At 64.5% G+C, this 25,600-nt stretch carries 24 protein-coding genes; 19 read left to right on the top strand and 5 right to left on the bottom strand.

Annotated elements, in window-relative coordinates:
- Window positions 1-35 precede the first annotated feature (35 nt).
- The 7 genes from M2375_RS20835 (at window position 36) to M2375_RS20805 (ending at window position 9,214) form a co-directional block, all read left to right on the top strand.
- Window positions 36-725 carry a response regulator transcription factor gene (locus tag M2375_RS20835; RefSeq protein WP_259170150.1) on the top strand — a complete coding sequence of 230 codons (690 nt, stop codon included), beginning with the start codon at window positions 36-38 and terminating at the stop codon, window positions 723-725.
- 70 nt (window positions 726-795) lie between these two features.
- Complete coding sequence (locus M2375_RS20830; RefSeq protein ID WP_259170149.1) at window positions 796-1,620, top strand: hypothetical protein; 825 nt, start codon at window positions 796-798, stop codon at window positions 1,618-1,620.
- A gap of 8 nt (window positions 1,621-1,628) precedes the next feature.
- Window positions 1,629-2,690: a PAS domain-containing protein gene (locus M2375_RS20825; protein ID WP_259170148.1), complete on the top strand. Its 1,062-nt coding sequence runs from the start codon at window positions 1,629-1,631 to the stop codon at window positions 2,688-2,690.
- Between the two features lie 134 nt (window positions 2,691-2,824).
- The gene (locus M2375_RS20820; protein ID WP_259170147.1) at window positions 2,825-3,496 is read left to right on the top strand and encodes a GbsR/MarR family transcriptional regulator; all 672 of its coding nucleotides are present in this window, start codon (window positions 2,825-2,827) and stop codon (window positions 3,494-3,496) included.
- A 12-nt stretch (window positions 3,497-3,508) separates the two neighbouring features.
- Complete coding sequence (locus M2375_RS20815; RefSeq protein ID WP_259170145.1) at window positions 3,509-4,957, top strand: efflux transporter outer membrane subunit; 1,449 nt, start codon at window positions 3,509-3,511, stop codon at window positions 4,955-4,957.
- 22 nt (window positions 4,958-4,979) lie between these two features.
- On the top strand, window positions 4,980-6,119 hold the full coding sequence (locus M2375_RS20810) for an efflux RND transporter periplasmic adaptor subunit (RefSeq protein WP_259170144.1): 1,140 nt from the start codon (window positions 4,980-4,982) through the stop codon (window positions 6,117-6,119).
- The gene (locus M2375_RS20805; RefSeq protein ID WP_259170143.1) at window positions 6,116-9,214 is read left to right on the top strand and encodes an efflux RND transporter permease subunit; all 3,099 of its coding nucleotides are present in this window, start codon (window positions 6,116-6,118) and stop codon (window positions 9,212-9,214) included. Before M2375_RS20810 ends, M2375_RS20805 begins: the two co-directional genes overlap by 4 nt.
- Window positions 9,215-9,303: 89 nt before the next feature.
- On the opposite strand, the gene M2375_RS20800 is transcribed toward M2375_RS20805, so the two are convergent.
- Together M2375_RS20800 and M2375_RS20795 are read right to left on the bottom strand one after the other, a co-directional pair.
- On the bottom strand, window positions 9,304-9,498 hold the full coding sequence (locus M2375_RS20800; RefSeq protein ID WP_259170142.1) for a hypothetical protein: 195 nt from the start codon (window positions 9,496-9,498) through the stop codon (window positions 9,304-9,306).
- Between the two features lie 187 nt (window positions 9,499-9,685).
- Window positions 9,686-9,940 carry a hypothetical protein gene (locus M2375_RS20795; protein ID WP_259170141.1) on the bottom strand — a complete coding sequence of 85 codons (255 nt, stop codon included), beginning with the start codon at window positions 9,938-9,940 and terminating at the stop codon, window positions 9,686-9,688.
- Between the two features lie 236 nt (window positions 9,941-10,176).
- On the opposite strand from M2375_RS20795, the gene M2375_RS20790 reads away from it, so the two are divergent.
- From M2375_RS20790 to M2375_RS20780, 3 genes are all read left to right on the top strand, one after another.
- Window positions 10,177-10,479, top strand: a complete 303-nt coding sequence (locus tag M2375_RS20790) for a YqjD family protein (RefSeq protein ID WP_259170140.1) — start codon at window positions 10,177-10,179, stop codon at window positions 10,477-10,479.
- Between the two features lie 440 nt (window positions 10,480-10,919).
- The gene (locus tag M2375_RS20785; protein ID WP_259170139.1) at window positions 10,920-11,915 is read left to right on the top strand and encodes a hypothetical protein; all 996 of its coding nucleotides are present in this window, start codon (window positions 10,920-10,922) and stop codon (window positions 11,913-11,915) included.
- 671 nt (window positions 11,916-12,586) lie between these two features.
- Window positions 12,587-13,573: a serine protease gene (locus M2375_RS20780; RefSeq protein ID WP_259170138.1), complete on the top strand. Its 987-nt coding sequence runs from the start codon at window positions 12,587-12,589 to the stop codon at window positions 13,571-13,573.
- A gap of 23 nt (window positions 13,574-13,596) precedes the next feature.
- Here the strand turns inward: M2375_RS20780 and M2375_RS20775 are convergent, their stop codons facing one another.
- Complete coding sequence (locus tag M2375_RS20775) at window positions 13,597-13,974, bottom strand: hypothetical protein (RefSeq protein ID WP_259170137.1); 378 nt, start codon at window positions 13,972-13,974, stop codon at window positions 13,597-13,599.
- Between the two features lie 340 nt (window positions 13,975-14,314).
- Here M2375_RS20775 and M2375_RS20770 point away from each other — a divergent pair, with 340 nt between their 5' ends.
- From M2375_RS20770 to M2375_RS20730, 9 genes are all read left to right on the top strand, one after another.
- On the top strand, window positions 14,315-15,433 hold the full coding sequence (locus M2375_RS20770) for a 4-oxalomesaconate tautomerase (RefSeq protein WP_259170136.1): 1,119 nt from the start codon (window positions 14,315-14,317) through the stop codon (window positions 15,431-15,433).
- Between the two features lie 72 nt (window positions 15,434-15,505).
- Window positions 15,506-16,876 (top strand): MFS transporter, encoded by a 1,371-nt coding sequence (locus tag M2375_RS20765; RefSeq protein ID WP_404979360.1) that lies wholly within the window; start codon window positions 15,506-15,508, stop codon window positions 16,874-16,876.
- A gap of 52 nt (window positions 16,877-16,928) precedes the next feature.
- Entirely contained in the window at window positions 16,929-17,957 is a 1,029-nt protein-coding gene (locus M2375_RS20760) for an amidohydrolase family protein (protein ID WP_259170134.1), read from the top strand.
- A 37-nt stretch (window positions 17,958-17,994) separates the two neighbouring features.
- Window positions 17,995-18,678 carry a 4-carboxy-4-hydroxy-2-oxoadipate aldolase/oxaloacetate decarboxylase gene (gene ligK, locus M2375_RS20755; RefSeq protein ID WP_259170133.1) on the top strand — a complete coding sequence of 228 codons (684 nt, stop codon included), beginning with the start codon at window positions 17,995-17,997 and terminating at the stop codon, window positions 18,676-18,678.
- Window positions 18,679-18,691: 13 nt separating this feature from the next.
- Window positions 18,692-19,609, top strand: coding sequence for an amidohydrolase family protein (locus tag M2375_RS20750; RefSeq protein WP_259170132.1), 918 nt, complete (start codon window positions 18,692-18,694; stop codon window positions 19,607-19,609).
- Between the two features lie 91 nt (window positions 19,610-19,700).
- Window positions 19,701-20,138 (top strand): protocatechuate 4,5-dioxygenase subunit alpha, encoded by a 438-nt coding sequence (gene ligA / locus M2375_RS20745; RefSeq protein WP_259170130.1) that lies wholly within the window; start codon window positions 19,701-19,703, stop codon window positions 20,136-20,138.
- A gap of 1 nt (window position 20,139) precedes the next feature.
- Window positions 20,140-21,009: a class III extradiol dioxygenase subunit beta gene (locus tag M2375_RS20740; protein ID WP_259170129.1), complete on the top strand. Its 870-nt coding sequence runs from the start codon at window positions 20,140-20,142 to the stop codon at window positions 21,007-21,009.
- 90 nt (window positions 21,010-21,099) lie between these two features.
- Window positions 21,100-22,056, top strand: coding sequence for a Gfo/Idh/MocA family oxidoreductase (locus tag M2375_RS20735; RefSeq protein WP_259170128.1), 957 nt, complete (start codon window positions 21,100-21,102; stop codon window positions 22,054-22,056).
- A gap of 93 nt (window positions 22,057-22,149) precedes the next feature.
- Window positions 22,150-23,166 carry an aldo/keto reductase gene (locus M2375_RS20730; RefSeq protein WP_259170215.1) on the top strand — a complete coding sequence of 339 codons (1,017 nt, stop codon included), beginning with the start codon at window positions 22,150-22,152 and terminating at the stop codon, window positions 23,164-23,166.
- A 233-nt stretch (window positions 23,167-23,399) separates the two neighbouring features.
- On the opposite strand, the gene M2375_RS20725 is transcribed toward M2375_RS20730, so the two are convergent.
- The gene (locus M2375_RS20725; RefSeq protein WP_259170127.1) at window positions 23,400-24,116 is read right to left on the bottom strand and encodes an SDR family NAD(P)-dependent oxidoreductase; all 717 of its coding nucleotides are present in this window, start codon (window positions 24,114-24,116) and stop codon (window positions 23,400-23,402) included.
- A 242-nt stretch (window positions 24,117-24,358) separates the two neighbouring features.
- The gene (locus M2375_RS20720; RefSeq protein ID WP_259170126.1) at window positions 24,359-25,600 is read right to left on the bottom strand and encodes an MFS transporter; all 1,242 of its coding nucleotides are present in this window, start codon (window positions 25,598-25,600) and stop codon (window positions 24,359-24,361) included.

The raw sequence follows: 25,600 nt of genomic DNA, 5'->3' as shown, positions 1-25,600 counted from the left end.
AATAATTGCAGCACTTGGAATATGAACAGGACCCCATGCCGACTCAAACGCTCACCGCCGATCTCGCACTGCCGGCACCCGTACTGGTGGTAGAGGACAACCCGCTGGTGCGCAACCGCCTGCAGGGCTTGCTGCTGCAGCTGGGCTATAGCAGCGATGCGCTGGTGATGGCCGGCTCGCTGGCCGAGGCGCGCGCCTATCTGGAGGATGAGGCGCATACCGTCTCGCTGGCGCTGGTGGACCTGGGCTTGCCCGATGGCAGCGGTATTGAGCTGATCGCCGAGCTGCATGGCCAGGCACCCAGTTTGCCAATCATGGTGGTGTCGGCCTGGAGCACGCAAGAGATGATCTGGGCGGCCCTGCGGGCCGGTGCGGTGGGCTATGTGCTCAAGGAGCGCGACGACCTGGAAATGGCCATGGCCTTGCGCAGCGTGCTGCGCGGCGGCGCGCCCATCGACCCATTCATTGCGCGGCGCATCATTGAAGAGCTGCCGCTGCAAGCCCCGCCCACGGTCCATCGCGTGGATGACCCCAGCCTGAGCACGCGGGAGAACACCATCTTGCACCTGGTGGTGGAGGGCCTGAGCAACCGCGAGATCGCCGAGCGCCTGTTTTTGTCGCGCTACACGGTGGAGTCGCATATCAAGAATGTCTACCGCAAGCTGTCGGTGTCCTCGCGCACGCAGGCGGCGCAGGAAGCCCGTCGGCGGCGGCTGGTCGATTGAGTCGCACAGCGCTGATTCCTTTTCCCTCTTTCCCGTAATGGCCTACCCATCCGTTTTGGAGTGATTGACCGTGTCGCAAACTAATTTTGATCCGCTCTTGCTGATCGGGGAATCGGAGGGCAGCCCGGTAGACACCGTGGCGAAGCCCTATGTCTGCAACATTCGGGGCAAACCCGAGTTTGTGCATGCGTTGCCGACCGGGGTGGTGGAGCTGCAACCCGTGGCCAGCCCTTCTGGGGACTGCACCCCCGAGCCCTCTTGGGGACGTGGTTACCAGGTCAGTGGCACGCAGACGACCATCCCCGATCCCCAGTATGGCGAGCAGACCAAGATGGAGTTCGTCGCCAACGAGGTGGTGTATGAGCCCCACTGGGCCTCGCGTGAAGCCGCTGCTGCCTTTGGCATCACGCTGATTGAACCTGGCCAAGGCCTGCGCATGCAAAGCCCCATCAGAGTGCTGCACGACACGCCCTTTGAGTACGGCATGTTTGCAGGGCAGCAATGCCCTTATCTGCCCAAAGCTGAGCGCTTTCAACTGCAGCCCTCGGTGTGTACCGACCTGGAACACCATAATTTTCCGCATGTGTTCTCCTCGGTAGATCCCCAGCTTCCGCTGGTGATTTCGGTAGGGCGATATTGGCCGCAGCGGGCTAAAATCTTCCTCGCCGATCTTTGGGTGCCGCAAGGCATGGCCTTGTACATTCCGCCAAGGCCCAAAATCCCCGATGCGGCCTATATCGATCTGCACGGCAATCGCAATTCAGCCCTGGCCTGTTGGCGGGGTGGCGCACAAAGAAGTGTGCAAACGCTGACCTTGCTGCCCAAAGACAGCGGCTACTTCTTCTGGTTCTGGAATGCATTGCCGACGGTCCACCCTTTGTTGACGCAACCCTGACACCTCCTATGCTCGATACCCAGCCCCGACTGCGCACCCTGGAGCCAGACACCGACAACGGTCTCTACCAAACCTTGCTGGAATCCACCTTGGCGATTCCGTTCCGCATCGATTGGGCGAGCAAGAAATACACCTATGTGGGCCCGCAGATCGAGGCGCTGCTGGGCTGGAGCCAGGACAGCTGGCAGACGGTGAACGACTGGGCCGAGCGCATCCACCCCGACGAGCGCGACACCACGGTCAACCGCTGTGTGGGCCTGTGCCTGGCCGGTGTGGACCACGAAGCCGAATACCGTGCGCTGACCAGCGATGGCAGCTTTGTCTGGGTGCGCGAGGTGGTGCATGTGCTCTGCGATGCCCAGGGTGAGACCACGGGGCTGATCGGCTTTACCTTTGACATCACCGAGCAGAAGAAGGCCGAGCAACTCAAGGCCGAGCTCGATGCACAAAAGCTCTCGAATGCGCGCCTGCAGGAGCGCCTGGCCCTGACCCACGATTTGCACGATGGGCTGGGCGGCTCCCTGGTGCACATGATTGCCGCCGTAGAGCAGGGCGATGGCGGCCTGGCCCGGCCCCAGGTGCTGTCCATGCTCAAGCTCATTCGGGATGACCTGCGCCAGACGATTGACAGCAATTCCTCCGCGCAGGTGCGGGTGCCCGCGTCTCCGCAGGAGTGGCTGGCCCCCTTGCGCCACCGCTTTACCAACCTGTTCGATGCCCTTGACATCCGCTGCGACTGGCAGTTTGCGCCCACCTGGCGCACACCGCCTGATGCGCTGCAGTACCTGGCGATGACGCGCCTGGTCGAAGAAGCCCTCACCAATGTCATCAAGCACAGCCAGGCGCGCCATGTGCGCCTGTCCTTTTTGCAGCCCGAGGCCGATGACCTGGTGCTGGAGATTGAGGACGATGGCGTGGGCTTTGATGTGGCCGCTGTCGACGCCTCGGGCCTGGGCATTGGCATGCGCTCCATGGCCGTGCGTATCGCCCGGGTGGGTGGCGTGCTCGGCATTGATTCCGAGCCGGGCCGCACCTTGCTGACGGCGCGGCTGGCCTTGCGGCAGTCCTAAGCACCAGAACGGAAGGGCCGTACACGACGGCCCTTTTTTCTTTTTAAGCGCGTTACTTCTGAAAACTAGGGTCAACCCGAATTCGTTTATATTGTTCAGCCGTGACCGAACAATATGAATGAATGGCGGTGAATGTGACCCAGCAAGACCCGGTGAAAGCCGCAATGGCGGCCAAAAAGGCGCATGAAGCACTGGAGGCGCGCGAGCTGTTTATCGAGCGCAATGCGATCCAGGCGGAGACCAGCGGCCTGCCGCGCATCGCCGGCCGCCTGATCGGCATTTTTTTGCTCGATGGCGGGCCCATCAGCTTTGCGCAGCTGGCCGAGCGCATGCAGGCCAGCCGGGCCAGCGTCAGCACCAATACGCGTTTGCTGGAGCGCCTGGGCATCATCGAGCGGGTGGCGATGCGCGGCGAGCGGCAAGATTTTTTCAGCCTGCGGGCCAACCCGTTTTTGATTGTGCTGGAGCAGAGCATTGCAGACTGCCAGCGCTTTAGCACCTATGTGGACGAGCTGCTGGCCGCCAGCCCGCTGCCGGCCGATGCCACAGCGCGGCTGCTGCAGGCCCAGGATTTTCACCAGGTGACGGCGCAGACCTTACAGGAGCTGGTCGCCAAGCTGGCCGAGCGCCCCAAGCAGGCGGCGCAGGCGCTGCCATCCGCCGCTGCGGCCACCACGCGTTCCCAAGCCGCCAAACCCCCAGCCGCCAAACCCCCAGCTACCAAACCCCCAGCTACCAAACCCCAAGCTACCAAACCCCAAGCCAGCAAGCCCCGCGCTGTGACTGGTCGCAAGGCACAACCCTGAGCCCGCCCCGCTATGAAGCAGATTTATTGGGCGGCAGCGCCCCTGTGTTTTGCAGCCCTGTCGGGCTGCTCGTCGGTGCCCGATGCACCCGTGCCGGCGCCGGTGGTGGCGTCGCAGTTCTCGGTGCCAGGTTCCAGCGCAGCAAAAGATGCGGCCGTGCCCGCCCTCGATACCTGGTGGACCTTGTTCGAGCAACCCCTGCTTAACAGCCTGGTGGACCAGGCGCTGGCAAGCAGCACTGAAGCGCGTATGGCACTGGCACGGATACGCGAGGCCCGTGCCGTGCGCGAGGCCGCGCTCACCCAGTACCAGCCCCAGGGCGGGCTGCGCGCCAGTGGGGATCGCCGAGGCGTAAACCAGCTAAGCGGTGCCCAGCTGGGCGCTGGCGGGGTCGGCTTGGGCCGGCAAAGCAGTGCCGGGCTGGACCTGCAGGTCTCCTGGGAGCTGGATGTGCTGGGCCGGGGCGATGCACTGGCCCGCCAGTCCGACGGCAACTATGGCGCGGCGCTGTATGGCGCCTATGCCGAGCGGGCCAGCCTGGTGGCCGAAGTAGCGCGCAGCCTGTTTGAGGCCCAGCGCCTGACCGCTGCACTGGCCGATGCGCAGGCGACGATCACCATCCAGACCCGCCTGCAGCAGGTGCTGGCGCGCAAGCTGGAGCGTGGCCTGGTGGCACTGGCCGATGTGGCGCGGGTCGATGCCAGCCTGCTGGCGGCCCAGGCCAATGCGCTGGTGCTGCAGTCGCAGCTGGATGCCGCGCGCCGCGCCTTGCTGGTGCTGGTGGGCCGGGGGGACCAACCCCTGTCTGCCCTGGTGCTGGATGACAGCCAGACCCAGGCGCCAGCGCTGCCGCGTGCGCTGCCGGCAGATTTGCTGGCGCGGCGCCCCGATGTATTGCAGGCCCAGGCACAGATGGATGCGGCCGCTGGCGGGCTGGATGTGTCGCGCTTGGCGCTGCTGCCCAGCATCACCTTGACCCCCAGCCTGGGGCTGAACTGGCAAAACCAGGGTGCGGCGCTCAGTACCAGCCTTTGGTCGCTGGCGGGCAATGTGGCGATGCCGGTGCTGGACCGCCCACGCCTGCTGGCCAATGCCCGCGCCCAGGGCGCCCGCGCCGAGCAGGCGGTGATTGCCTATGAGCAGGTGGTGCAGCGCGCCTTTTCCGAGACGGACCAGGCGCTGCTGCGCATGGCCCCGGACGCGCAGCGGCTGCAGGTGCTGGAACAAGCCCAGGCGCGCGCGCAGACGGCCTATGAGGCGGCGCGCAAGGGCTATGAGGCGGGCTTTTTTGACCTGGTGGTGGTGCTCGATGCCGAGCAGGTATACCGCGACTCGCGCGGCGGCCTGACCCAGGCGCGCGCCGAGGCCTTGGCGCATGCAGTGCAGGTGTTCCAGGCGCTAGGCGGCGGTTGGCCGCGCGACGCGCTGGCGCTGGGCGCCGAAACACAAAAGACGAATTGAGAGGGATGCGATGCTGAGATACATGGCAAGTGGATGGCGCTTGGGATTCGGGGCTGCGGCCTTGCTGGGGCTGGTGGCCTGCTCGGAAGGCAGTGCGGACAAGGCCCCCAAGCCGGTGACCGAGGTGGTGCGGACGGTGAGCGTGGCTGAGGTGGAGCTGCGGCCCATGGGCGGCGTGCAACAGGCATCGGGCCTGCTGGTGGCGCGTGAGGAAATTGCGATTGGCTCGGAGTTGGGGGGTTACCGGGTGGCAGCGCTGTTGGCCGATGAGGGCGACAGTGTGCGCGCCGGCCAGCCGCTGGCGCGCTTGGACGATGGCTTGTTGCAAGCCAAGATCGCCCAGGCACAGGCCAGCCTGGTGCAGGCCAGGGCCCAGGCCAAGCAGGCCCAGGCCGAATCGGCGCGGGTCGACGGGCTGGACGGCCAGGGCGTGTTGTCGGACGAGCAGATCCAGCAGCGCCGTACGGCAGCAGCCAGCGCCAATGCCAATGCCGATGTGGCGGCTGCCACCTTGGCGGGCCTGCGCGTGGAGGCCGAGCGCATGGTGCTGCGCGCGCCGGTGGCTGGCGTGGTGCTTCAGCGCAATGTGCGCCGGGGCGATGTGGCCAGCGCCGGGGGGGAGGCCATGTTCCGCCTGGCGCGGGATGGCATGGTGGAGCTGGCGGCCGAGGTGCCCGAGGACCAGGTCGACCGAATCCAGCCGGGCCACCGGGTGGAGGTGACCCTGGCATCGGGCGTGGTGCTCGATGGCCAGGTGCGGCTGCTGTCGCGCCGGGTGGATGACAAGACCAAGTTGGCCCAGGTGCGGGTGGTGCTGCCGGTGCGCGCTGATCTGCGCCCAGGCGGTTTTGCGCAGGCACGGTTTGCGCAGGCCTCGGCGCCAGTGGCGGCCGTGCCCGAGAAAGCCATCCACTTCGAAGCCGGTGGCCCGCAGTTGGCGACCATCGATGCGGACAGCCGCATTCGCAAGCTGCCGGTGAGCCTGGGCGCACGTGCCCAGGGCTGGGTGGCCTTGCGCGATGGCCCGCCGGTAGGCACGCGCCTGGCCCTGGGCGGAGGCGCCTTTGTGCTGGATGGCGACCGGGTGCAGGTGAGTCCTGCAGCCAAGGCGGCAGAAGCCCCTGCGGCGCAGGCGCCAGCCGCCGCCGGAGGCCAGCCATGAAGCTGCGTATTTCTGCCTGGTCCATCCAGAACCCGATTCCGGTGGTGGTGCTGTTCATCGCCATCCTGGTTGCGGGTTTGATGGCCTACCGGAGCATGCCGATCAAGCTTTACCCGGATGTGTCCTTCCCCATCGTGCAGGTGGCCGTGGCCTTGCCCAGCGCGGCAGCTACCGAGGTGGAGACCCAGGTCACCCGCGTAGTGGAAGACGGCGTGGCCAATGTGGCGCGGGTCAAGCATGTGATCTCGACGGTCACCCAGGGCATGTCCCTGACCTTGGTGGAGTTCGAGATTGGGCTGGACCCGCAGCGCGCGGTGGATGAAGTGCGTGCGGCCATTGACCGGGTGCGCGCCAACTTGCCTGCCAGCATTGAGCCGCCGATTGTCGAGCGCCTGGATTTTGATGCCATGCCCTTGTTGACCTATGCGGTCTCGGCACCGGGCATGGACGATGTGGCGCTGAACTGGTTTATTGAAGATGTGGTGGCCCGCAAGCTGGTGGCGCTGCCGGGTGTGGGCCAGGTCACGCAGGTGGGCGGCGTGGCGCGCGATATCACCGTGACCCTGGACCCCGCCAAGCTGCAGGCGCTGGGGCTGACGGCGGTGGCCGTCAATGATGCGCTGCGCGCGCATAACCTGGATGCCTCGGGCGGCCGCACGCGCATTGGCGCGCAGGAGCAGCAGGTGCGGGTGCTGGCCGCAGCGCCTTCGGTGGAATCCCTGGCAGCGCTGGTGATTGCCACGCGCGACGGTCGCCATCTGCGCCTGGGCGATGTGGCCACCGTGGCCAGCGGGGCCAGTGACCGGCGGGGTTTTGCCGTGCTCAATGGCGAGGCGGTGGTGGGTTTTCAGGTGATGAAGACCAAGGCTGCCTCGGATGTGGATGTGGAGAAAGCCGTCGCCAAGGCGGTTGCCGCGCTGGCCAAGGAGCAGCCGGGGGTGTCCTACCAGCTGGTGTCGTCGGGCGCCAAGAACACCCGCGAGAGCTTTGATGCCACAGTGGCGACCTTGCTTGAAGGCATGCTGCTGGCGGCAGTCGTGGTGTTTCTCTTTCTGCGCGATTGGCGCGCGACGGTGATTGCTGCGGTGGCCATGCCGATCTCGCTGATCCCTACGTTTGCGGTCATCCATTGGCTGGGCTATTCGCTCAATATGCTGTCGCTGCTGGCGCTGACCTTGGTGATTGGCGTGCTGGTGGATGACGCCATCGTGGAGGTGGAGAACATCCAAAAGCGGGTGCAGGCCGGAGCTTCGCCCTGGCGCGCATCGATGGAGGGGGCCGATGCGATTGGCCTGGCGGTGGTGGCCACCACCTTGGCCATTGCCGTGGTGTTTTTGCCGGTGGCCTTTATGGGCGGCTATGCCGGGCCGTACTTCCGCGAGTTCGGGGTGACGGTGGCTGTGTCGGTGATGTTCTCGCTGCTGGTGGCGCGTCTGCTGTCGCCGTTGATGTGTGCCTATTTGCTCAAGCCGTCGGCCCAGCCCCATCCCCCCCAAGCTTTTGTTGGCCGGTACCGGCGCCTGCTGGAATGGACCTTGGCGCACCGCTGGCTGTCGCTGGGCGCGGGGGTGCTGATTTTTGTGGGCTCGCTGATGCTGGCCTCGCTGCTGCCCACGGGCTTTGCCCCCAAGGGCGATGGCGGCACGGTGCAGATCAGCCTGCAAGGCGCGCCAGGGGCCACCACCGAAGACATGCGGGCATCAGCTGCCAGCCTGTCCCGGCTGCTGCGCCAGCAAAGTGATGTGCAGGATGTGTTTGTCAGCGTGGGCAGCAGCCAGCGCGATGGCGATCCGCGCAAGGGCTCGGTGATTGTGCAGCTCAAGTCAGCGCGCACGATGACGACCAAGGCCTTCCAGGACCATATGCGCCCCTTGCTGCTGCAGGTGCCCGATGTGCGGCTGAGCTATAGCGAAAGCGAAGGGGGCGGCACGCAAAACCTGCAGGTGATTTTGGGTGGCCATGATGGCGACTTGCTGCGCCGCACGGCCGCTGACGCCGAGCGCGAGCTGCGCGGCCTGCCGATGCTGGCCAATGTGCACCAGGTGGCGCCCAACCCGGGCCCCGAGCTGGTGATACGGCTCAAGCCCGATGCGGCAGCGCGCCTGGGGGTGACCCCTGATGTGGTGGCCGAGGTGGCGCGCATGGCCAGCCTGGGCGACCTGGATGCGACGGCCTCCAAGTTCAACACCGGGCGCCAGCGCCTGGCCGTGCGCGTGCGCTTGCCGCAGGATGCGCTGCAGGATCTGGAGGGCATTGGCGCGCTGCGTGTGCCCACGGGCCAGGGCGGTACGGTGCCGTTGTCGGCGGTGGCGGACATGCAGTTCCAGGTGGGCGAGTCGCACATCGACCGCTTTGACCGCGAGCGCCGCATCACCTTGGAGGCGGAGGTCAATGGCGTGTCGCTGGGCCAGGCCAATGCGGCGGTGGACGCCCTGCCTTTTCTGAAGAATCTGCCCGAAGGGGTGTCACGCCCCCTGTATGGCGATGCCGAAGGCATGCAGGAGCTGTTTGCCAGCTTTGGCCTGGCCATCATGGCCGGGGTGGGCTTGATCTTTGGCGTGCTGATTCTGCTGTTCCGCAGCTTTGTCAAACCGGTGGTGATTCTGGCAGCGCTGCCTTTGTCGCTGGCGGGTGCCTTTCTGGCCTTGCTGGCGACGGGCGGGGAGCTGAACCTGCCGGTACTCATCGGCTTGCTGATGCTGATGGGCCTGGCGGCCAAAAACTCCATCTTGCTGGTCGAGCATGCGGTGGAGGCCGAGCGCATGGGCAAGAGCCAGACGGAGGCCCTGCTGGAGGCCGCCCATGAGCGCACCCGGCCGATCATCATGACCACCATTGCGATGGCCATGGGCATGCTGCCTACCGCGCTGGGCGTGAGCAGTGGCTCGGAGTTTCGCCAGCCGCTGGCGGTGGCGGTGATTGGCGGCCTGGTCTCGTCCACCGCGCTGTCGCTGGTGCTGGTGCCGGTGGTTTATGCCGTGATGGATGATTTTGAGCGTTGGCTGCGGCCCAAGCTGGCCCGCTGGGTGACCTTGCCCAGCGACCAGGAGCAGCGGGAGACATTGCAAGCCCAGCCACCCGGGCCCAGCCACTGAGAGGGTGCAGGCGTGGGGCAGGGGCTGGGTGTCTGCCTCTGCTCCCTCTCGCCCAGGCAAGAAAAAGCCCGCTGGCAGCGGGCGGTGTTTCACAAGCCGGTGTCTCTCCAGTGAGGGACGGTGATGGGGCTGGTGAGTTGGTCAATCTTGGCATCGATGAGCATCATCTTGGCGTGCTCCAGTGTGCCTTCCTGCGGGTTTTGCATGAGGAGACTCGCACCTTCTTCCTTGAGCAGATCGAGGTAATCGTCTTTGGCAGGGTCCTCTTGCTTACGTTGCGACACGGCGTACCTTCCTGTCGAAGCCGCATGTACGGGCTCCAACCCGACCAGCTTAGTACGAAAGCAAATTCTGTTCCAGAGTTTAAATGGAATTCTTTATATTGTTACGCAATGATGCAGCTGCTCAGTGCCCGCAGCCGATGCAGGGCGCTGACAGACCCCGCATCGGCTGCGGGCGCTAGGGCCGATATCAGGCAGGGCCTGCTTTGTCGGCTTTTGGCCGGCCGTCCACGCCGCGTGCATCGGTGTCTACCAGGCCGCGTTTCAGATCGGCATGGGCTTGTGCCATTTCGGGCGCTGGCTGGTCGCTGACTTCTCCGACCGACTGGTCCTTCTCGTGCGGCATTTTGGCCTGCGCGCCAGTGTCGCTGGGATGCTGCTTGCGGGTGGTGTCGATCTCGGTGGTTTCGTGGGACTGCGGGTCGGGCTTTTTGGGGTCGCTCATACATGCTCCAAGGTAGTGGCAAGCTTGCTGTTGCGATGGTGGTCCATCTTGCGCGCTGGGCTTGTAGGAGAACGCTGGGCAGAGGCTGTGCGCCTAGCAGCCGACATGGGCCTGCGGCGGCCCCCGGCGCAGGCCGCGGCCCTATCTGCGCCGCATTCCTACATCGCTGGATGGGGGATTTCTATAAGGTAGCGCCTAGAGCAGTTTTTGGCTTTGATACACGAAAGGAAGCGAGCATGTTTTTCAAACCTAAACAAGTCAGTCTGTCGGATGTGAAGGGCGATGTCGACAAGCTGGTGGGCGATGTGCGTGCATTGCTGTCGGTCAAGGAGCTGGATGCGATTCCCGAGATCAAGCGCATCCGCGAACGCATGGATGAAGGCGTGGGCATGGCCAGGGATTCAGCCGCACGTGCGCTGGCCCAGACCAAGCACACAGCGGCATGCACCGACAAATACGCCCACGATGAGCCCTGGCAGATTGCGGGTGCCGCGCTGGCCATTGGGGTGGTGCTGGGTTACGCCGTCTGCCGCCGCTAGTGCCTGGTGCTGGGGGCTGGCAACGCCGCCCCTGCCAAGCGCCTTGCACGCGCTGTCCCTGCTGCATACATCGCCCGCTGGCATGTAGGCAGCAGGGCATTTTTTTGGGCAATACCGCCGTGTTTTCCCAGCGACAAAGGGCTGGGCTGGAATCGCCGGTCGACCTGGCGCGCTGGCGGAATGGGATGGAATGGAGGCGGTTCAAAGCTATGCCCAGAGCTTATAGCTGTTAGGCCGCCACGCCCATGGCTTATGGCGTGCACTGGCTCCACGATGGGAACTCCTCACCACCCAAGGAGACGGTTATGCCATCGGCGAATCATTGTGTGTTTGTGCGCGGCGGCACGCGCAGGGCTGCTGCAGCATCCCCCGGATGCAGCCACGCGAGGCCAGGTGCTGCGCGGAAGAAATACGCTGTGCCCCGCATGCCGGGCAGTCGCATGCTTGTGAAGCTCCAGCAAATTTCCCGCGCTGTCAGCCTTGCGGGCATTTGTTGCTACGCCCCGGGCGTCCTGGCCGCAGGCTTACTTGAGCGTATCTACGACGAACCCCCCGAAGCAGTGCTGGCCTATTGGACTGACGAGAAGCTGCTGACGGTCAATGACAAAGGGGATGCGCCCCTCAAGCCGCCTGTGCCAGACCCGCTGAACTCGGACGGTGATGCCTGGGAGGGGACGGGTGCCTGGCCTGCAGGCGTGGGTAGGTTGTTCTTCGTGCGTCCTGACGGCCAGGACTCATCCTGCACCGCGACGGTGGTCGAGAGTGCTTCAAAGGATGTATTGGTGACGGCCAGGCACTGCATGCATGCGCTTAATGCACAGGGCGTTCAAGGATGGAACAGCCATCTGCTGTTCCTGCCGGCTTTCCGTGACGGGACGGGGCCGCAGGGGCGCTACACGATCCGACGCCTGGTGGCACCGGCAGTGCCGACCAACGCTTTAGAGCCCTTGCGAGATGGCGCGTTCCTGCAGGCCAGAGCCAACAGTGACGGGGCCCGCGTTGGCGATGTCGCCGGACAACAGGCCATCCGTTTTGATGCGTCGCCCACAGCGGGCCCACGTATTAGCTTTGGTTATCCCGTGTGGTCGAATTCCTATGGCATCCTGCCGCCACCGCCGCCCTACGAATTCGGTAATCCGGAGTACTCCGGCCAGCGTCTGGCCTACTGTTCAACCCAGCGCACGGTACTCAATGGCTGCAAGGCCTTCGGCACCGATGTCGATATTCAATGGGGCATGCCCTGCGTGCAGGGACCGGGATCAAGCGGTGGCCCTGCGATGATCGATTTCGACTTTGATTCGGGTCATGGCACCGTGGTGGGCACCATCGACATGGGTGTCGTCGTGGACGAGCGCGCCAACCTGTGCGCCAGCACGCTGGACGACGCTGGGCGCGAGGCGTTCGAATACATCAGCCGCACCAGCCTGGCTCACTAGCACCGGGCCACTCACGCTCGGTATTCGCGAGGCATTTATCGTCCGTCGACATGGCGGGGGGTGCCTCCATCCGTTGTGGGCCTGCGGCGGCTGTATCGCCTGGTGGCGCATTTCTAGAAGCGAGCGCCTAGCGCAGTTTTGGCTGTGCTACACGACATCCAGCGGGCATGGTTTTCCAACCTTAACAAGCCAGTCTGTCGTGGTGCAGGGTTACGCTGTTTGCCGCCGCTAGCGGCTGGTGCTGGGGGCTGGCACCACCGCCCCTTCCAAGCGCTTTGCACGCGGTGTTCCCGCTGCTGACATCGCCCGTTGGCCTGTAGGCAGCAGGGCATTTTTATGGGCGATACCGCCGTGTTTTCCCAGCGACAAAGGGCCGGGCTGGAGTCGCCGATCAACCTGGCGCGGTGGCGGAAGGGGATGGAGGGGGGCGGTACAAAGCTATGCCCAGAGGCTATAGCTGTTAGGCCGCCGTGCCCATGGCTTTGGGGATGCACCGCCTCCACGATGGGACCTCCCAACCACCCAAGGAGACGGTTATGCCATCGGCGAAACATTGTGTGTTTATGCGAGGCGGCACGTTGAGCGCTGCTGCAGCTTCCCCCGGATACAGCCACGCCAGACCGGGTGCGGCGCAGAAGAAATACGCTGTGCCCCGCATGCCGGGCAGTCGCATGCTGGCCAAGCTCCAACAAATTTCCCGCGCTGTCAGCCTTGCGGGCATTTGTTGCTACGCCCCGGGCGTGCTGGCCGCGGGCGTGTTTGAACATGTCTATGCCGAAGCGCCTGACGCCGTGCTCGCCTATTGGACTGACGAGAAGCTGCTGGCGGTCAATGACAAAGGGGATGCGCCCCTCAAGCCGCCTGTGCCAGACCCGCTGAACTCGGACGGCGATGCCTGGGAGGGCACGGGCGCCTGGCCTGCAGGCGTGGGTAGGCTGTTCTTCGTGCGTCCTGGCGGACAGGACGCATCCTGCACCGCGACGGTGGTTGAGAGTGCTTCAAGGGATGTGTTGGTCACCGCGATGCACTGCCTGCATGCGCTTAGCGCGCAGGGGGCGGGCGAATGGAGCAGCCATCTGCTGTTCCTACCTGCTTTCCGTGACGGGACCGGGCCGCAGGGGCGCTACACGATCCGGCGCCTGGTGGCACCGCCAGGCGCTTTGGAGTTTGAGAGAGATGGCGCGTTCCTGCAGGCCCGGGCCAACAGTGACGGGGATAGCGTTGGCGATATTGCCGGACAACAGGCCATCCGTTTCGATGCGCCGCCCACAGCGGGCCCACGGATTACTTTTGGTTATCCCGTGTGGGCCAATGCCTATGGCATCCTGCCGCCACCACCGCCCTACGAATTGGCCAACCCGGAGTACTCCGGCCAGCGTCTGGCCTACTGTGCAACCCAGCGCACGGTACTCAATGGCTGCAAGGCCTTCGGCAGCGATGTGGATCGTGAGTGGGGCATGCCCTGCGTGCAGGGCCCGGGATCAAGCGGTGGCCCTGCGATGATCGATTTCGACTTTGGTACGGGCCGTGGCACCGTGGTGGGCACCAACAACATGGGTGTCATCGTGGACGAGCGCGCCAACCTGTGTGCCAATGCATTGGACGACGCTGGGCGCGAGGCGTTCGAATACATCAGCCGCACCAGCCTTGCGCACTAGCCCCGGGCCTCTCACGCACCGCTTTAGCGAGGCATTTTCTCGTCCGTGGAGGTGGCGGGGGGTGCCTCCACCCGTTTGACATGGGCGTCCTGCAGGGCTTTGCTGTGGGCGGCCTGGGCATCTTTTTTGCAGACCATCACGGCATCACCGCGCATGTCGTTGCAGCGCTCGTTGGCCACGCGGTAGTCTGCATCGGCCCTGGCCACCCGCACCTGGTAGTGGTGGTCGGCGTCGCCCAGCAGCTTGGCGTCTCGCTCGGCGCGCGCCACACGCAGCTGGCCTTTGGCATCCGCTTCACAGATGTCTTTGGGGTGGCCCTGTAAGCGCTGGCAATGGGCCATGGCCGTGTGGTACTGGGCGCCCATGCGGTCCGTCTCGGCGCGGATTTCTTCGTCACTCATGGCGAAGACGGCCGTTGCGGCGCAGCAGACTGCCGCTGCACTGCCCCACTTCAGAAAAATAGCGATATTGAATCTCTGGCTCAGCATGGCATTCATGCTAGGCGATGGGGTGGCGCCAAGCTGCAGGCGCGCAAGGGCTGCTGCCGTAGGAGGAGTCGTTCGTCTGCGCTGGGCCCGGTGTTTGCCATGGAGCTGGCCTCCATGCGCGGCCCCCACGATGCGCCGCACGGGGCCTGCTCGGATATGCCCTGAGGTTATAGCTGCTAGGCCGCCACACCCGTGGCGCTTTGGAGTGTCTGTCTCCAGAATGGCTGCCTATAGAACACACACGGAGATCCTGATGTCTACGGCTATTCCTTGTCTGCTGGTCAGAGGCGGCACCTCCAAGGGGGCTTTCTTCAACGCGGCTGACCTGCCCCAGGATGTGCCCACCCGCGACCGGGTGCTGCTGGCTGCCATGGGCTCTCCTGACCGGCGCCAGATCGATGGCCTGGGAGGGGCGCATCCGCTGTGCAGCAAGATCGGCATTGTCAGCCGGTCCGCTCAAGAGGATGTGGATCTGGAGTTTCTGTTTGCCCAGGTGCAGCCGGACAAGGACACGGTCGATACCAGTCCCAATTGCGGCAATATGCTGGCGGGCGTGGTGCCCTTTGCGCTGGAGACGGGCATGCTGCAGGCGCAGGGTGGGTGCGCCACGTTCCGTGTGCTGACCCGCAATACCGGCCTGCTGGCCGAGATCAGCCTGCCCCTGTCGGACGGACGCCTGGCCGATGGCGGCGAGGCCCGCATTGATGGGGTGCCAGGCAGCGCCGCCCCGATCGAGATCCGCTTTTTGGAAACGGCGGGCTCGCTGTGCAAGGCGTTGCTGCCCACCGGGCAGCCGCAGGACAGCTTCCAGGTCAGCGGCGAAGGCTTTGCCCCCTTCCGTATTACGGTGACCTGCATTGACAACGGCATGCCCCTGGTGATCTTCCGGGCGGCCGATGTGGGCGCCACCGGCTATGAGTCGGTGGCTACGCTCCAGGCCGACACCCCGCTTCGGCGCCGGGTCGAAGCCCTGCGTCTGCAGGCTGCGCAGGCCATGGGTCTGGGCGATGTCAGCACCAAAAGCTACCCCAAGATGACCATGGTGGCACCGCCCCGGCAAGGGGGTGCGCTGTGCACGCGCAGCTTTATTCCGCTTGTCTGCCACGAGAGCATTGGCGTGTTGGCCGCTGTCACGGTGGGTACGGCCATCAGCTTGCCGGGCTCCATCTGCGAAGGCCTGGCCCATCGGCAGGCCAGCAGCGGCGTGGAGACGCTTGCGATCGAGCACCCATCGGGGGCCTTGCATGTCACCCTCAGCCCCGATGCTGCGCATACGGGCCAGGCGCCCAAAGTGGCCTTGTTGCGCACTGCGCGCGTGCTGATGCGCGGCGAAGCGATGGTGCCCACCGCCATCTGGGCGGGGCAGGCATGAGACGGCTTTGCGGCGCTGCTTGCCGCCGGCCCCAGCGTCACCCCCCCGGCTGCGATGCCATGCCACGGAGCCATGCGTATGCCTGAGAAAAGCACAGAACCGCAGACCACCGATGTGCAGGCCTTGCTGAACGCCCGGGGTTTCTCTGGATACCAGTGGATCATCTTTGCGCTGTGTTTTTTGGTCGTCCTGTTCGATGGCTTCGACACGGCAGCCATGGGCTATATCGCCCCATCGCTGATCAGCGACTGGGGGCTGAGCCGCACGGACCTGGCACCCGTGCTGGGTGCAGCGCTGCTGGGCCTGGCGGTGGGTGCTTTTGGCGCCGGCCCCCTGGCGGACCACTGGGGCCGCAAGTCGGTGCTGGTGGTATCGGTGGCCCTGTTTGCACTGGCCAGTTTGGCCTCGGCATTCTCCCCCGATGTGCAGACGCTGACCGTGCTGCGCTTTGTCACCGGCATTGGCCTGGGGGCGGCCATGCCCAATGCGGTGACCTTGATGAGCGAGTACTGCCCGGATGCGCGGCGTGCCACCTTGACCAATGCCATGTTCTGCGGCTTCCCGCTGGGCGCCGCCATGGGGGGCTTTGTCGCCGCCTGGATGATTCCGGCCTGGGGTTGGGCCAGCGTGTTGCTGCTGGGCGGCATCGCGCCTTTGCTGTTGCTGGTCTTGCTGCTGCGGCTGCTGCCGGAATCGCTGCGCTACCTGGTGGCCCAGGGCTACCCGGCAGAGCAGCTACGGAAGGTGGTGGCGCGGGTGATCGGCCGCAGCGTGGCGCCGGCGCAAGCTTTTGTGCTGGGCGAATCCCGTGCTGAGGGCCAGGAGGGCAGCGCCATCGCGCTGGTGGTCTCGCCCCGCTACCGCTTGGGCTCGGCCATGCTGTGGCTGGCCTATTTCATGGGGCTGGTGATTTTCTATGCGCTGGTCAACTGGATGCCGGTCATCTTCAGCGATGCGGGGCTGGATGCCCGCACCGGGGCGCTGGTGGCAGCGCTGTTCCCGCTGGGCGGGGTGGGGGCCGTGCTGTCGGGGTGGCTGATGGATCGCTTCAATGCGGACCGCGTTGTGGCGCTGGGCTATGGCCTGGCGGCCGTGGCGGTCGCCTGCATCGGTCTGGCCGTCGGCCAGCTCGCCTGGCTGGTGGCGGCGGTGCTGCTGGCAGGCCTGTTCATGAACACCGCGCAGGCATCCATGCCGGCGCTGGCTGCCGGTTTTTACCCCACACGCGGCCGTGCCACCGGTGTGGCCTGGATGCTGGCTATCGGCCGCTTCGGCGGCATCACCGGCTCATTGGTGCTGGCCGAGCTGTTGGTGCGGCGATGGGGCACCACGGAGATTTTTGCGGTGCTGGCGATTCCCGGGCTGATCGGCATGGTGGCCTTGCTCGTCAAGCAGCACTTTGCTGCCCTGCCGCAAGTGCCCCGCGCACATGCCGGGCGCTGATGCCGCTGGGTGGCACCAAGCCCTGTTTCCAACCATCCGATAGGAGCACCGCATGATCATCGACGTACACGGGCACTACACCACCGCACCCGCTGCCTTGGGCCAGTGGCGCGATCTGCAGATGGCTGGCCTCCATGACCCGCGCCAGGCGCCTCGGGCCGCAGACTTGCGCATCAGCGATGACGAGATCCGCGAGACCATCGAGAGCAACCAGCTCAAGTTGATGCGCCAGCGCGGCCTGGACATGACAGTCTTCAGCCCGCGTGCCAGCTTCATGGCCCACCATATCGGCGATTTCGAGACATCGAGCGCCTGGGCCGATGTCTGCAATGAGATGTGCTTTCGCGTCAGCGAGCTGTTCCCTGACCACTTTGTGCCTGCCGCCATGCTGCCCCAGTCACCGGGGGTCGACCCCCGCAGCTGCATTACCGAGTTGGTCCGCTGTGTCGAGCAGTACGGCAATGTGGCCATCAACCTCAACCCTGATCCCTCTGGCGGGCACTGGACTGCACCGCCACTGAGCGACCGTGCCTGGTACCCCATCTACGAGAAGATGGTGGAGTACGACATTCCCGCCATGGTGCATGTCTCCACCAGCTGCAACGCCTGCTTTCACACCACCGGCGCGCACTACCTCAATGCCGATACCACGGCCTTCATGCAATGCCTGAACAGTGCGCTGTTCCAGGACTTTCCCACGCTGCGATTTCTGATTCCCCACGGGGGTGGGGCCGTGCCTTACCACTGGGGGCGCTTTCGGGGCCTGGCGCAGGCGCTGGGCAAGCCCTTGCTGGAGGAGCACCTGCTGGAGAACCTGTTTTTTGACACCTGCGTTTACCACCAGGCAGGCATTGATCTGCTGACGCGCGTGATCCCCGCCAAGAACATTCTGTTTGCCAGCGAGATGCTGGGTGCGGTACGCGGCATCGATCCGCAAACCGGCCAGCACTACGACGACACCAAACGCTATATCGAGGCGACGCCTCATCTCAGTGACGAAGAGCGCCAGCAGGTGTACGAGGGCAATGCGCGCCGCGTGTTTCCACGCCTGGATGCCGCGCTTCGCAGCAAGGGGCTGTAAGGCGCCTCCCACCCAAGAACGAAGGAAGCAGTTATTTATGTACGAACTTGGCGTTGTTTACCGCAATATCCAGCGCGCTGACGGTGTGGTTGCCGATGGCTTGGCCAGCCTGGGCTCGGCCACCGTCCACGAGGCCATGGGCAGGGTGGGCTTGCTCCAGCCCGCGCTGCGTCCCATTTATGCAGGCCAGCAGGTCTCCGGCACTGCGGTGACGGTGTTGCTGCAGCCTGGCGATAACTGGATGCTGCATGTGGCGGCCGAGCAGATCCAGCCCGGCGACATCGTGGTGGCGGCAGTCACCTCCCAATGCAGCGATGGCTATTTTGGTGACCTGCTGGCGACCAGCTTTCAGGCCAGAGGTGCGCGCGCCCTGGTCATTGATGCCGGCGTGCGGGATACCAAGGCATTGCAGGACATGGCTTTTCCGGTCTGGAGCCGGGCAGTGTCCTCCAAGGGCACCATCAAGGCGACGTTGGGCTCGGTCAACATCCCGGTGGTCTGCGCCGGCATGTGGGTCAGGCCTGGCGACGTAATCGTGGCCGATGACGACGGCGTGGTCTGTGTACCGGCGGCCATGGCGCAAGCCACCTGGGAGACGGCGCTGGAGCGCGAGCGCCAGGAGCGGGCCAAGCGGGCCCAGCTGGCGGCGGGGGTGCTGGGACTGGACCTCTACCAGATGCGTGATTCGCTGGCCAAATTTGGTTTGCGCTATATCGACTGAGGAGGGCGACACGATGTCTTGCATTGAAAAAACCCCCGGCTGGCTGGACTGGCACCCCCGGCCGGCCAAGCCATTTCTGGCATTGCCCCTGGGTGCGGTGGATGCGCACTGCCATGTGTTTGGCCCGGCCCAGGAGTTCCCCTTTGCCGCCGAGCGCAAGTACACCCCTTGCGATGCCGGCAAGCAGCAGCTGTTTGCCTTGCGTGACCACCTGGGCTTTTCACGCAATGTGATCGTGCAAGCCAGCTGCCATGGCACCGACAACCGCGCCATGCTCGATGCCTGCAAGGCCTCTGGGGGCCGGGCGCGCGGGGTGGCTACCGTGGGGCGTGATGTCACTGACCTGGAGTTGCAGCAGATGCACGCCGCGGGTGTGCGGGGCGTGCGCTTCAATTTTGTCAAACGGCTGGTGGATTGCACGCCTGAGGATGAGCTGCTGGAGATTGCCGAGCGCATTGCCGATCTGGGCTGGCATGTGGTGGTCTATTTTGAAGCGGCGGATCTGCCGGCCTTGTGGCCTTTTTTCAGCCGCCTGCCCAATACGGTGGTGGTGGATCACATGGGCTGCCCTGATGTGCGTGAGCCTGCCCATGGGCCTGGCTTCGGGCTGTTTCTCCAGCTCATGCACGAGCACGACAACGTCTGGTGCAAGGTCAGCTGCCCGGAGCGGCTGTCAGTGACCGGGCCGCCGGCCTTGCATGGCGAGCTGCGGCCCTACCAGGATGTGGTGCCTTTTGCGCGCCGGGTGGTGGAGGCCTTTCCCCATCGTGTGCTCTGGGGCACGGATTGGCCCCATCCCAATCTGAGAGGCCATATGCCCGATGACGGGATTTTGGTGGACTTCATCGCCCAGATTGCCCCCACACGCGCGCTGCAGCACCAACTGCTGGTGGACAACCCCCTGCGCTTGTACTGGCCCGAAGACGCATGAGTGCAGCCAGGACGCGCATCTCAACTTTTGAGCAGTTTGCCAGTCTGGCAGGCCTTTTTAAATGCATAACAAATGAGGAATGAAAATCAGCATGGCTTTGGATAAACCCTATCTCGATGTCCCCGGTACCGTTGTTTTCGATGCGGACCAATCGCGCAAGGGCTATTGGCTCAACCAGTTTTGCATGTCCTTGATGCAGGGCGACAATCGCCAGCGCTTCAAAGCGGATGAACGTACCTATCTCGATGAATGGGCGATGAGCGAGGAGCAAAAACAAGCGGTACTGGCCCGTGACCTGAACAGGTGCATTCGCAGCGGCGGCAATATCTACTTCTTGGCCAAGATCGGGGCCACCGATGGCAAGAGCTTTCAGCAGATGGCCGGCTCGATGACGGGCATGAGCGAAGACGCCTACCGCGCGATGATGGTTGCGGGTGGTCGCTCGGTCGAAGGCAATCGCTCTGTGACCGAACTGGCGGACACCTCCGGCGCTGGCGCTGTGGCTGTGGCTGGCAAGGGAGCGATCTGATATGGCGCGTATTACCGCATCGGTGTTTACGTCCCATGTACCCGCCATTGGCGTCGCCCTGGATCAGGGAAAGACCCAGGAGGCCTATTGGAAACCGCTTTTTCAGGGGTATAGGTATTCACGCCAATGGATGCGCGACAACACGCCCGATGTCATCTTTCTGGTCTACAACGACCATGCCACGGCCTTCAGCCTGGATTTGATTCCCACCTTTGCCATCGGCACTGCAGCGGAGTTCCTGCCTGCTGATGAAGGCTGGGGGCCGCGCCCGGTGCCCAAGGTGCTCGGCCATCCCGAGCTGGCATCGCATATCGCACACTCGGTGATACAGCAGGACTTTGACCTCACCGTGGTCAACAAGATGGAGGTGGACCATGGCCTGACCGTGCCGCTGTCGCTGATGTGCGGGGAGCAGTCGCCCAGCAGCGGGGCCTGGCCGTGTCCGGTGATTCCCTTTGCAGTGAACGTGCTGCAGTACCCGGTGCCGTCGGGCCAGCGCTGCTTCAACCTGGGCAGCGCTATCCGCCAAGCGGTGGAGAGCTTTGACCAGGACTTGAAGGTGCAGATCTGGGGCACCGGTGGCATGAGCCACCAGCTGCAGGGCGCGCGTGCAGGCTTGATCAACCAGGAGTGGGACAACTGCTTCCTCGATCAGCTCATCCACCACCCTGCGACCTTGGCCAAGGTGCCCCATATCGACTATGTGCGAGAGGCGGGCTCCGAAGGCATTGAGCTGGTGATGTGGCTGATTGCCCGAGGGGCCATGGCGGATGTGGCCGATCCCGCAAGGCGGCCGACCGTCAAGCACCGCTTCTACCACGTGCCGGCCTCCAACACCGCCGTGGGCCACCTGATTCTTGAGAATGGCTAAGCCGCCCATGCCGCGCCATGGCGGTTCTTTTTGTCTTGCCAACCGCAGCGCAGGCCATGGCCTGGAGGCTGGGGAACTATGGAACTTCTTATGACCCTTCCTACCATCAAAGTGGCGCTGGCCGGTGCGGGCGCCTTTGGCCTCAAACACCTGGACGGTATCCGCCACATCGCCGGCGTCCAGGTCGTCTCCCTGGTCGACCCGGACCTGGCCAAGGCCCAGAAGATTGCCGCGCAATACGCCATAGCGCATGTGGCGACCGACCTGCAGGACAGCCTAGCGCTGCCCGAGGTGGATGCCGTGATTTTGTGCAGCCCCACCCAACTGCATGCGGCCCAGGCCAGCCAGTGCCTGCAGGCGGGCAAGCATGTGCAGGTAGAGATCCCGCTGGCCGACCGCCTGGAAGATGCGCTGGCGGTGGTGGCACTGCAAAAATCCACCGGGCTGGTGGCGATGTGCGGCCATACACGCCGCTTTAACCCCAGCCACCAGTGGATTCAGCAGCGCGTGAAGACGGGGACCTTTACGCTCCAGCAAATGGATGTGCAGACCTATTTCTTGCGCCGCAGCAATATGAATGCCCTTGGCCAGCCGCGCAGCTGGACCGACCACCTGCTCTGGCACCATGCTGCGCATACGGTGGATTTGTTCGCCCACCAGGCAGGCAGTCCCATCGTGCAGGCCCATGCCGTGCAAGGGCCGCAGCACCCCGAGTTGGGTATTGCGATGGACATGGCCATCGTGCTCAAGGCGGCTAGCGGGGCTATCTGCACGCTGAGCCTGTCGTTCAACAATGACGGGCCTCTGGGCACCTTTTTTCGCTACATCGGCGATACAGGCACCTATGTGGCGCGCTATGACGAGCTGGTCAACGGCAAGGACGAGGCCATCGATGTCTCCGGCGTCGATGTGTCGATGAATGGCATCGAGCTGCAGGACCGGGAGTTTTTCGCCGCAATCCGCGAGGGCCGTCAACCGCAGGCCGGCGTCGCACAGGTGCTGCCCTGCTACGAGGTTCTGCAAGCGCTGCAGGCGCAGCTGCAGTAATATCGCCCAGCCCCGTGCCGCTGTATGCGGCCGCCCGCAACCGCCCGCACATGTCTCAGGGGCGGTTTCGGTTTTTTGGAGGAGAGAGAGATGATGACCGAGCGCCATATCGGCCCTTTCCAGGTAGGCCCTGTCGCCCTGGGGTGCATGAACTTGAGCCATGCCTATGGCCACCCGGCCACCGCTGCCCAGGCACAGGCCTTGTTGTACGCCGCGCTGGATGCGGGCGTTACGCTGTTTGATACCGCAGCGCTCTACGGCTTTGGTGCCAATGAATCCCTGGTGGGGCCGGTGCTCAAGCCCCACCGCAGCCGTATCACCTTGGCAAGCAAGTGCGGCATGGCTGGGGTGCGCGGCGACGATGGCGTGTTGCGCCGCGTGATCGATGGCCATCCTAAAACCTTGCGCCGCAATTGCGAAGACAGCTTGCAGCGGCTGGGCACGGAGGTGATCGATCTGTACTACCTGCACCGCTGGGACCGCCGTGTGCCGATCGAGGAATCGGTGGGCGAGATGTCGCGCCTGGTGGAAGAGGGCAAGGTGCGGGCGCTGGGTCTGTCCGAGGTGGGCGCGGATACGCTGCGGCGCGCCCATGCGACCTACCCGATTGCGGCTTTGCAAAGCGAGTATTCCTTGTGGTCACGCAATGCCGAGCTGGGCAGCTTGCAGGCCTGCCGCGAGCTGGGCATTGCCTATGTGGCCTTCAGCCCGATGGGGCGCGCCTTTCTGTCGGGCAAGCTGCCGGCAGGCACGGACTGGGTTCCGGGCGATATTCGTGCAGGCATGCCGCGCTTCCAGCCCGAAGCCTATGCCAAGAACCTGCGGCTGCTGGCGCCCATGCAGGCGATGGCTGAGCGTGCGGATTGCAGCCTGGCCGAGCTGGCCATTGCCTGGGTGCTGCACCAGGGCGAGCATGTGGTTGCGCTGCCGGGCACCACCAATATTGACCATTTGCAGGAAAATCTGCGGGGCGCCCATGTGCGCCTGGATGCCGGCTTGCTGGCCGAGCTCGATGCCTTGTTTGCCCCCGAAGCGATCGCGGGCGACCGTTACGCACCCGCATCGCAGCGCGAGGTGGATACCGAAAAGTACGCGTTCGAGCAGTGCTGAAGGTGCGTTGGTGCAGTGCTGGTGCAGTGCGAGGGGGCGGTTTGGCGGCCCCAAGCGCTGCCGCACCAGGCGAGGCAAGCTCTGCAAAACCCTCGCCAAGGGGGATGGACGCAAAGCGGGATGAGGCGCAAGGCGTCTTTTGCAGGCGAGCCGCAGCTATTGCCGAGGACGACAGCGCAGCGGATCGCCCGAGCCCGCGTTCAGACCACCGCAGGGCGTTTTGCGGAGGGTTTCTAGACCGTCAGATAGCCGCCATCGACCGGTATCACCGCGCCATTGACAAAGGATGCTGCTGGCGAGCACAGAAAGCCGATCACCGCAGCCACTTCGGCGGCCTGGCCCCAGCGCTGCATCGGCGTGCGGGACAGAATCCCCGCTGATGCCTCAGGGTCGGCCATCAGCCCTTCGCTCAAGGGTGTGGCGATCCAGCCTGGGGCCACGGCATTGACGCGTACCCCCGCAGTCGCCCAGGTTTGGGCCAGAGAGCGGGTCAGCTGCACGATGCCGCCTTTGCTGGCACTGTAGGCGGGCCGATCCTTGCTGCCGAAATAGCTGTACAAAGAGGCCACATTGACGATGCAGCCCCGGCTTTGCTGCAAATGCGGTGCCGCCGCCATCGAGGCCTGCATGACGGCCGTCAAATTGGTGTGCAGCACCTGCATGAAGGTCTCGGGCTGGTACTCCTTTTCATGGCGGCTGATACCTGCGGCGTTGATGAGCGCATCGAGCCGGGGCAGGCCTTCTATGGTTTGGTTCAGCTGCGCGCTGTCGCAGACATCCAGCTCCTGGCACTGGATACGCGGATGCCGGGGTGCATGCAGTCCCTGGGCATCCAGCCCAAGGGCCAGCACCGAAGCGCCGGCATGGGCAAAGTGCAGGGCCGTGCTCGCGCCAATGCCGGAGGTACCTCCTGTCACAAGGATGAATGGGGTGTTGAGTGTTTGAGGCATGGGGTTCTCCTAGGCGTGGGGGTTGCGGTAAGGGGCGGCTGTAGGGCGCGGCAGGCCCCTGGTCTGCGCACCGTGCTGGGCCAGGTCCGCACCGCCATGGTGCTTGGGCGCTTCTAAACGGCTGCCTACATCCAGGCTGGCGTTGGCGTTGACAGCGGCAGTGACGGGGGGGCTGGGGCTGTCGCAGTCTGCGTTTTTCGGAGGCGGGTATGGGGCGCCGTGCATACCAGGTGCGCGCAGCCTCATGGCTGGCCTCCTGCGGCGGCACGTCTTTGCAGCACCAAAGGGGCGGTTTCCTTGAGCCCCAATGCGAGCAGACCTGCAATGCATGCCCCACCTGCAGCGATCCACATCGCGGTGGGCAGACCGTACTGGTCGGCCGCAAAGCCTGCAATGGTGGGGGCCAGGAAGCCGCCTACCAACTCGCCCGCACCCATGATGAGGCCCAGTGCGCCGGCCAGCACTTGCGGCGGAACGGTTTCCGCCGGAATGGTGGCCATGAAGAGGGTAAAGCAGCCCAGACGGGTGTAGGTCAGAAATACGACCAGCCCCAGCGTGGTGACCGACTCTGTGTAGATCATGGCAATCGGGCTGAGCGCCGCAATGGGGGCAAAGATGAGCAAAGCCGACTTGCGACCGATGCGGTCGGAGATGGCGGGCACGGCAAAGCCCCAGTACACCCAGGCAGCACCCAGGCAACTCATCACAAAACCCATGTCGCTGGCGGAAAACTGCCGGTATTTGACGAGGAAGGTTGGGGCGAACGAGATGATGATGATGAACCAGGTCAGAAAAAAGCAGCTGATCAGCATGCACAGCAGGACATTGCGCTCGCGCAGCAAAGCCCAGCGGTTGATGGGGGCCGACCGGGCCGGCGGTGGCGGCAGGCCGTCCGGGTGCTCGCGCACCCAGCGCCATATGCACAGCGCAAGCAAGATGCCGGGGATGACGGTGACATAGAAGGCCAGGCGCCAGCCGTAGTGGGTGGCCAGGCCGATGACCACGGGCGGGCCGATCATCGCGCCAATCAGGCCTGCCGACGAGCCTTGGAGCAGCCCCATGTTCAAGCCTCTGCGAGATGGCGAGGAGCTTTGGATCATCAAGGACTGCGAGATGGGCAGTACCGGGCCCTCGGCCAGGCCCATCAGTGCGCGAAACACCAGCAGGCTGATGAAGCCACCCACCAGCCCTGAGAGGGCTGAGCAGATCGAAAAGCCCAGCACGGCAACCACCAGCAAGGACTTGCGCTTAGCCCGGGAATCTGACCAGACGCCTGCCAGCGCCCCGGACAGGGCCCATGTCAGTGCCAGGACCGATGAGATCATGCCCAGTTGGGTCTGGCTCAGATCGAGCTCGTCTTGCATGAAGGGGAACAGAAAGGACAGGGCCAGGCGGTCAAAGAAGACAAAGCCGAAGGTCAGAAAAAGAATCAGCAGCAGCCGATTCTCATAGCTCCAGATGGGGCGACGGGTGGAGGTGTGCAT

It is taken from the genome of Comamonas sp. BIGb0152 (genome assembly GCF_024809975.1).
Lineage (GTDB): Bacteria > Pseudomonadota > Gammaproteobacteria > Burkholderiales > Burkholderiaceae_C > Comamonas.
This window is presented reverse-complemented; position numbering and strand designations above follow the sequence as displayed.

What these genes read in the sequence shown, in the direction of transcription:
- M2375_RS20835 (WP_259170150.1), top strand. Translation starts at nt 36, where the DNA reads ATGCCGACTCAAACGCTCACCGCCGATCTCGCACTGCCGGCACCCGTA.
- M2375_RS20825 (WP_259170148.1), top strand. Translation starts at nt 1,629, where the DNA reads ATGCTCGATACCCAGCCCCGACTGCGCACCCTGGAGCCAGACACCGAC.
- M2375_RS20815 (WP_259170145.1), top strand. Translation starts at nt 3,509, where the DNA reads ATGAAGCAGATTTATTGGGCGGCAGCGCCCCTGTGTTTTGCAGCCCTG.
- M2375_RS20810 (WP_259170144.1), top strand. Translation starts at nt 4,980, where the DNA reads ATGGCAAGTGGATGGCGCTTGGGATTCGGGGCTGCGGCCTTGCTGGGG.
- M2375_RS20805 (WP_259170143.1), top strand. Translation starts at nt 6,116, where the DNA reads ATGAAGCTGCGTATTTCTGCCTGGTCCATCCAGAACCCGATTCCGGTG.
- M2375_RS20795 (WP_259170141.1), bottom strand. Translation starts at nt 9,940, where the DNA reads ATGAGCGACCCCAAAAAGCCCGACCCGCAGTCCCACGAAACCACCGAG.
- M2375_RS20790 (WP_259170140.1), top strand. Translation starts at nt 10,177, where the DNA reads ATGTTTTTCAAACCTAAACAAGTCAGTCTGTCGGATGTGAAGGGCGAT.
- M2375_RS20785 (WP_259170139.1), top strand. Translation starts at nt 10,920, where the DNA reads ATGCTTGTGAAGCTCCAGCAAATTTCCCGCGCTGTCAGCCTTGCGGGC.
- M2375_RS20780 (WP_259170138.1), top strand. Translation starts at nt 12,587, where the DNA reads ATGCTGGCCAAGCTCCAACAAATTTCCCGCGCTGTCAGCCTTGCGGGC.
- M2375_RS20775 (WP_259170137.1), bottom strand. Translation starts at nt 13,974, where the DNA reads ATGAGTGACGAAGAAATCCGCGCCGAGACGGACCGCATGGGCGCCCAG.
- M2375_RS20770 (WP_259170136.1), top strand. Translation starts at nt 14,315, where the DNA reads ATGTCTACGGCTATTCCTTGTCTGCTGGTCAGAGGCGGCACCTCCAAG.
- M2375_RS20765 (WP_404979360.1), top strand. Translation starts at nt 15,506, where the DNA reads ATGCGTATGCCTGAGAAAAGCACAGAACCGCAGACCACCGATGTGCAG.
- M2375_RS20760 (WP_259170134.1), top strand. Translation starts at nt 16,929, where the DNA reads ATGATCATCGACGTACACGGGCACTACACCACCGCACCCGCTGCCTTG.
- ligK (WP_259170133.1), top strand. Translation starts at nt 17,995, where the DNA reads ATGTACGAACTTGGCGTTGTTTACCGCAATATCCAGCGCGCTGACGGT.
- M2375_RS20750 (WP_259170132.1), top strand. Translation starts at nt 18,692, where the DNA reads ATGTCTTGCATTGAAAAAACCCCCGGCTGGCTGGACTGGCACCCCCGG.
- ligA (WP_259170130.1), top strand. Translation starts at nt 19,701, where the DNA reads ATGGCTTTGGATAAACCCTATCTCGATGTCCCCGGTACCGTTGTTTTC.
- M2375_RS20740 (WP_259170129.1), top strand. Translation starts at nt 20,140, where the DNA reads ATGGCGCGTATTACCGCATCGGTGTTTACGTCCCATGTACCCGCCATT.
- M2375_RS20735 (WP_259170128.1), top strand. Translation starts at nt 21,100, where the DNA reads ATGACCCTTCCTACCATCAAAGTGGCGCTGGCCGGTGCGGGCGCCTTT.
- M2375_RS20730 (WP_259170215.1), top strand. Translation starts at nt 22,150, where the DNA reads ATGACCGAGCGCCATATCGGCCCTTTCCAGGTAGGCCCTGTCGCCCTG.
- M2375_RS20725 (WP_259170127.1), bottom strand. Translation starts at nt 24,116, where the DNA reads ATGCCTCAAACACTCAACACCCCATTCATCCTTGTGACAGGAGGTACC.
- M2375_RS20720 (WP_259170126.1), bottom strand. Translation starts at nt 25,600, where the DNA reads ATGCACACCTCCACCCGTCGCCCCATCTGGAGCTATGAGAATCGGCTG.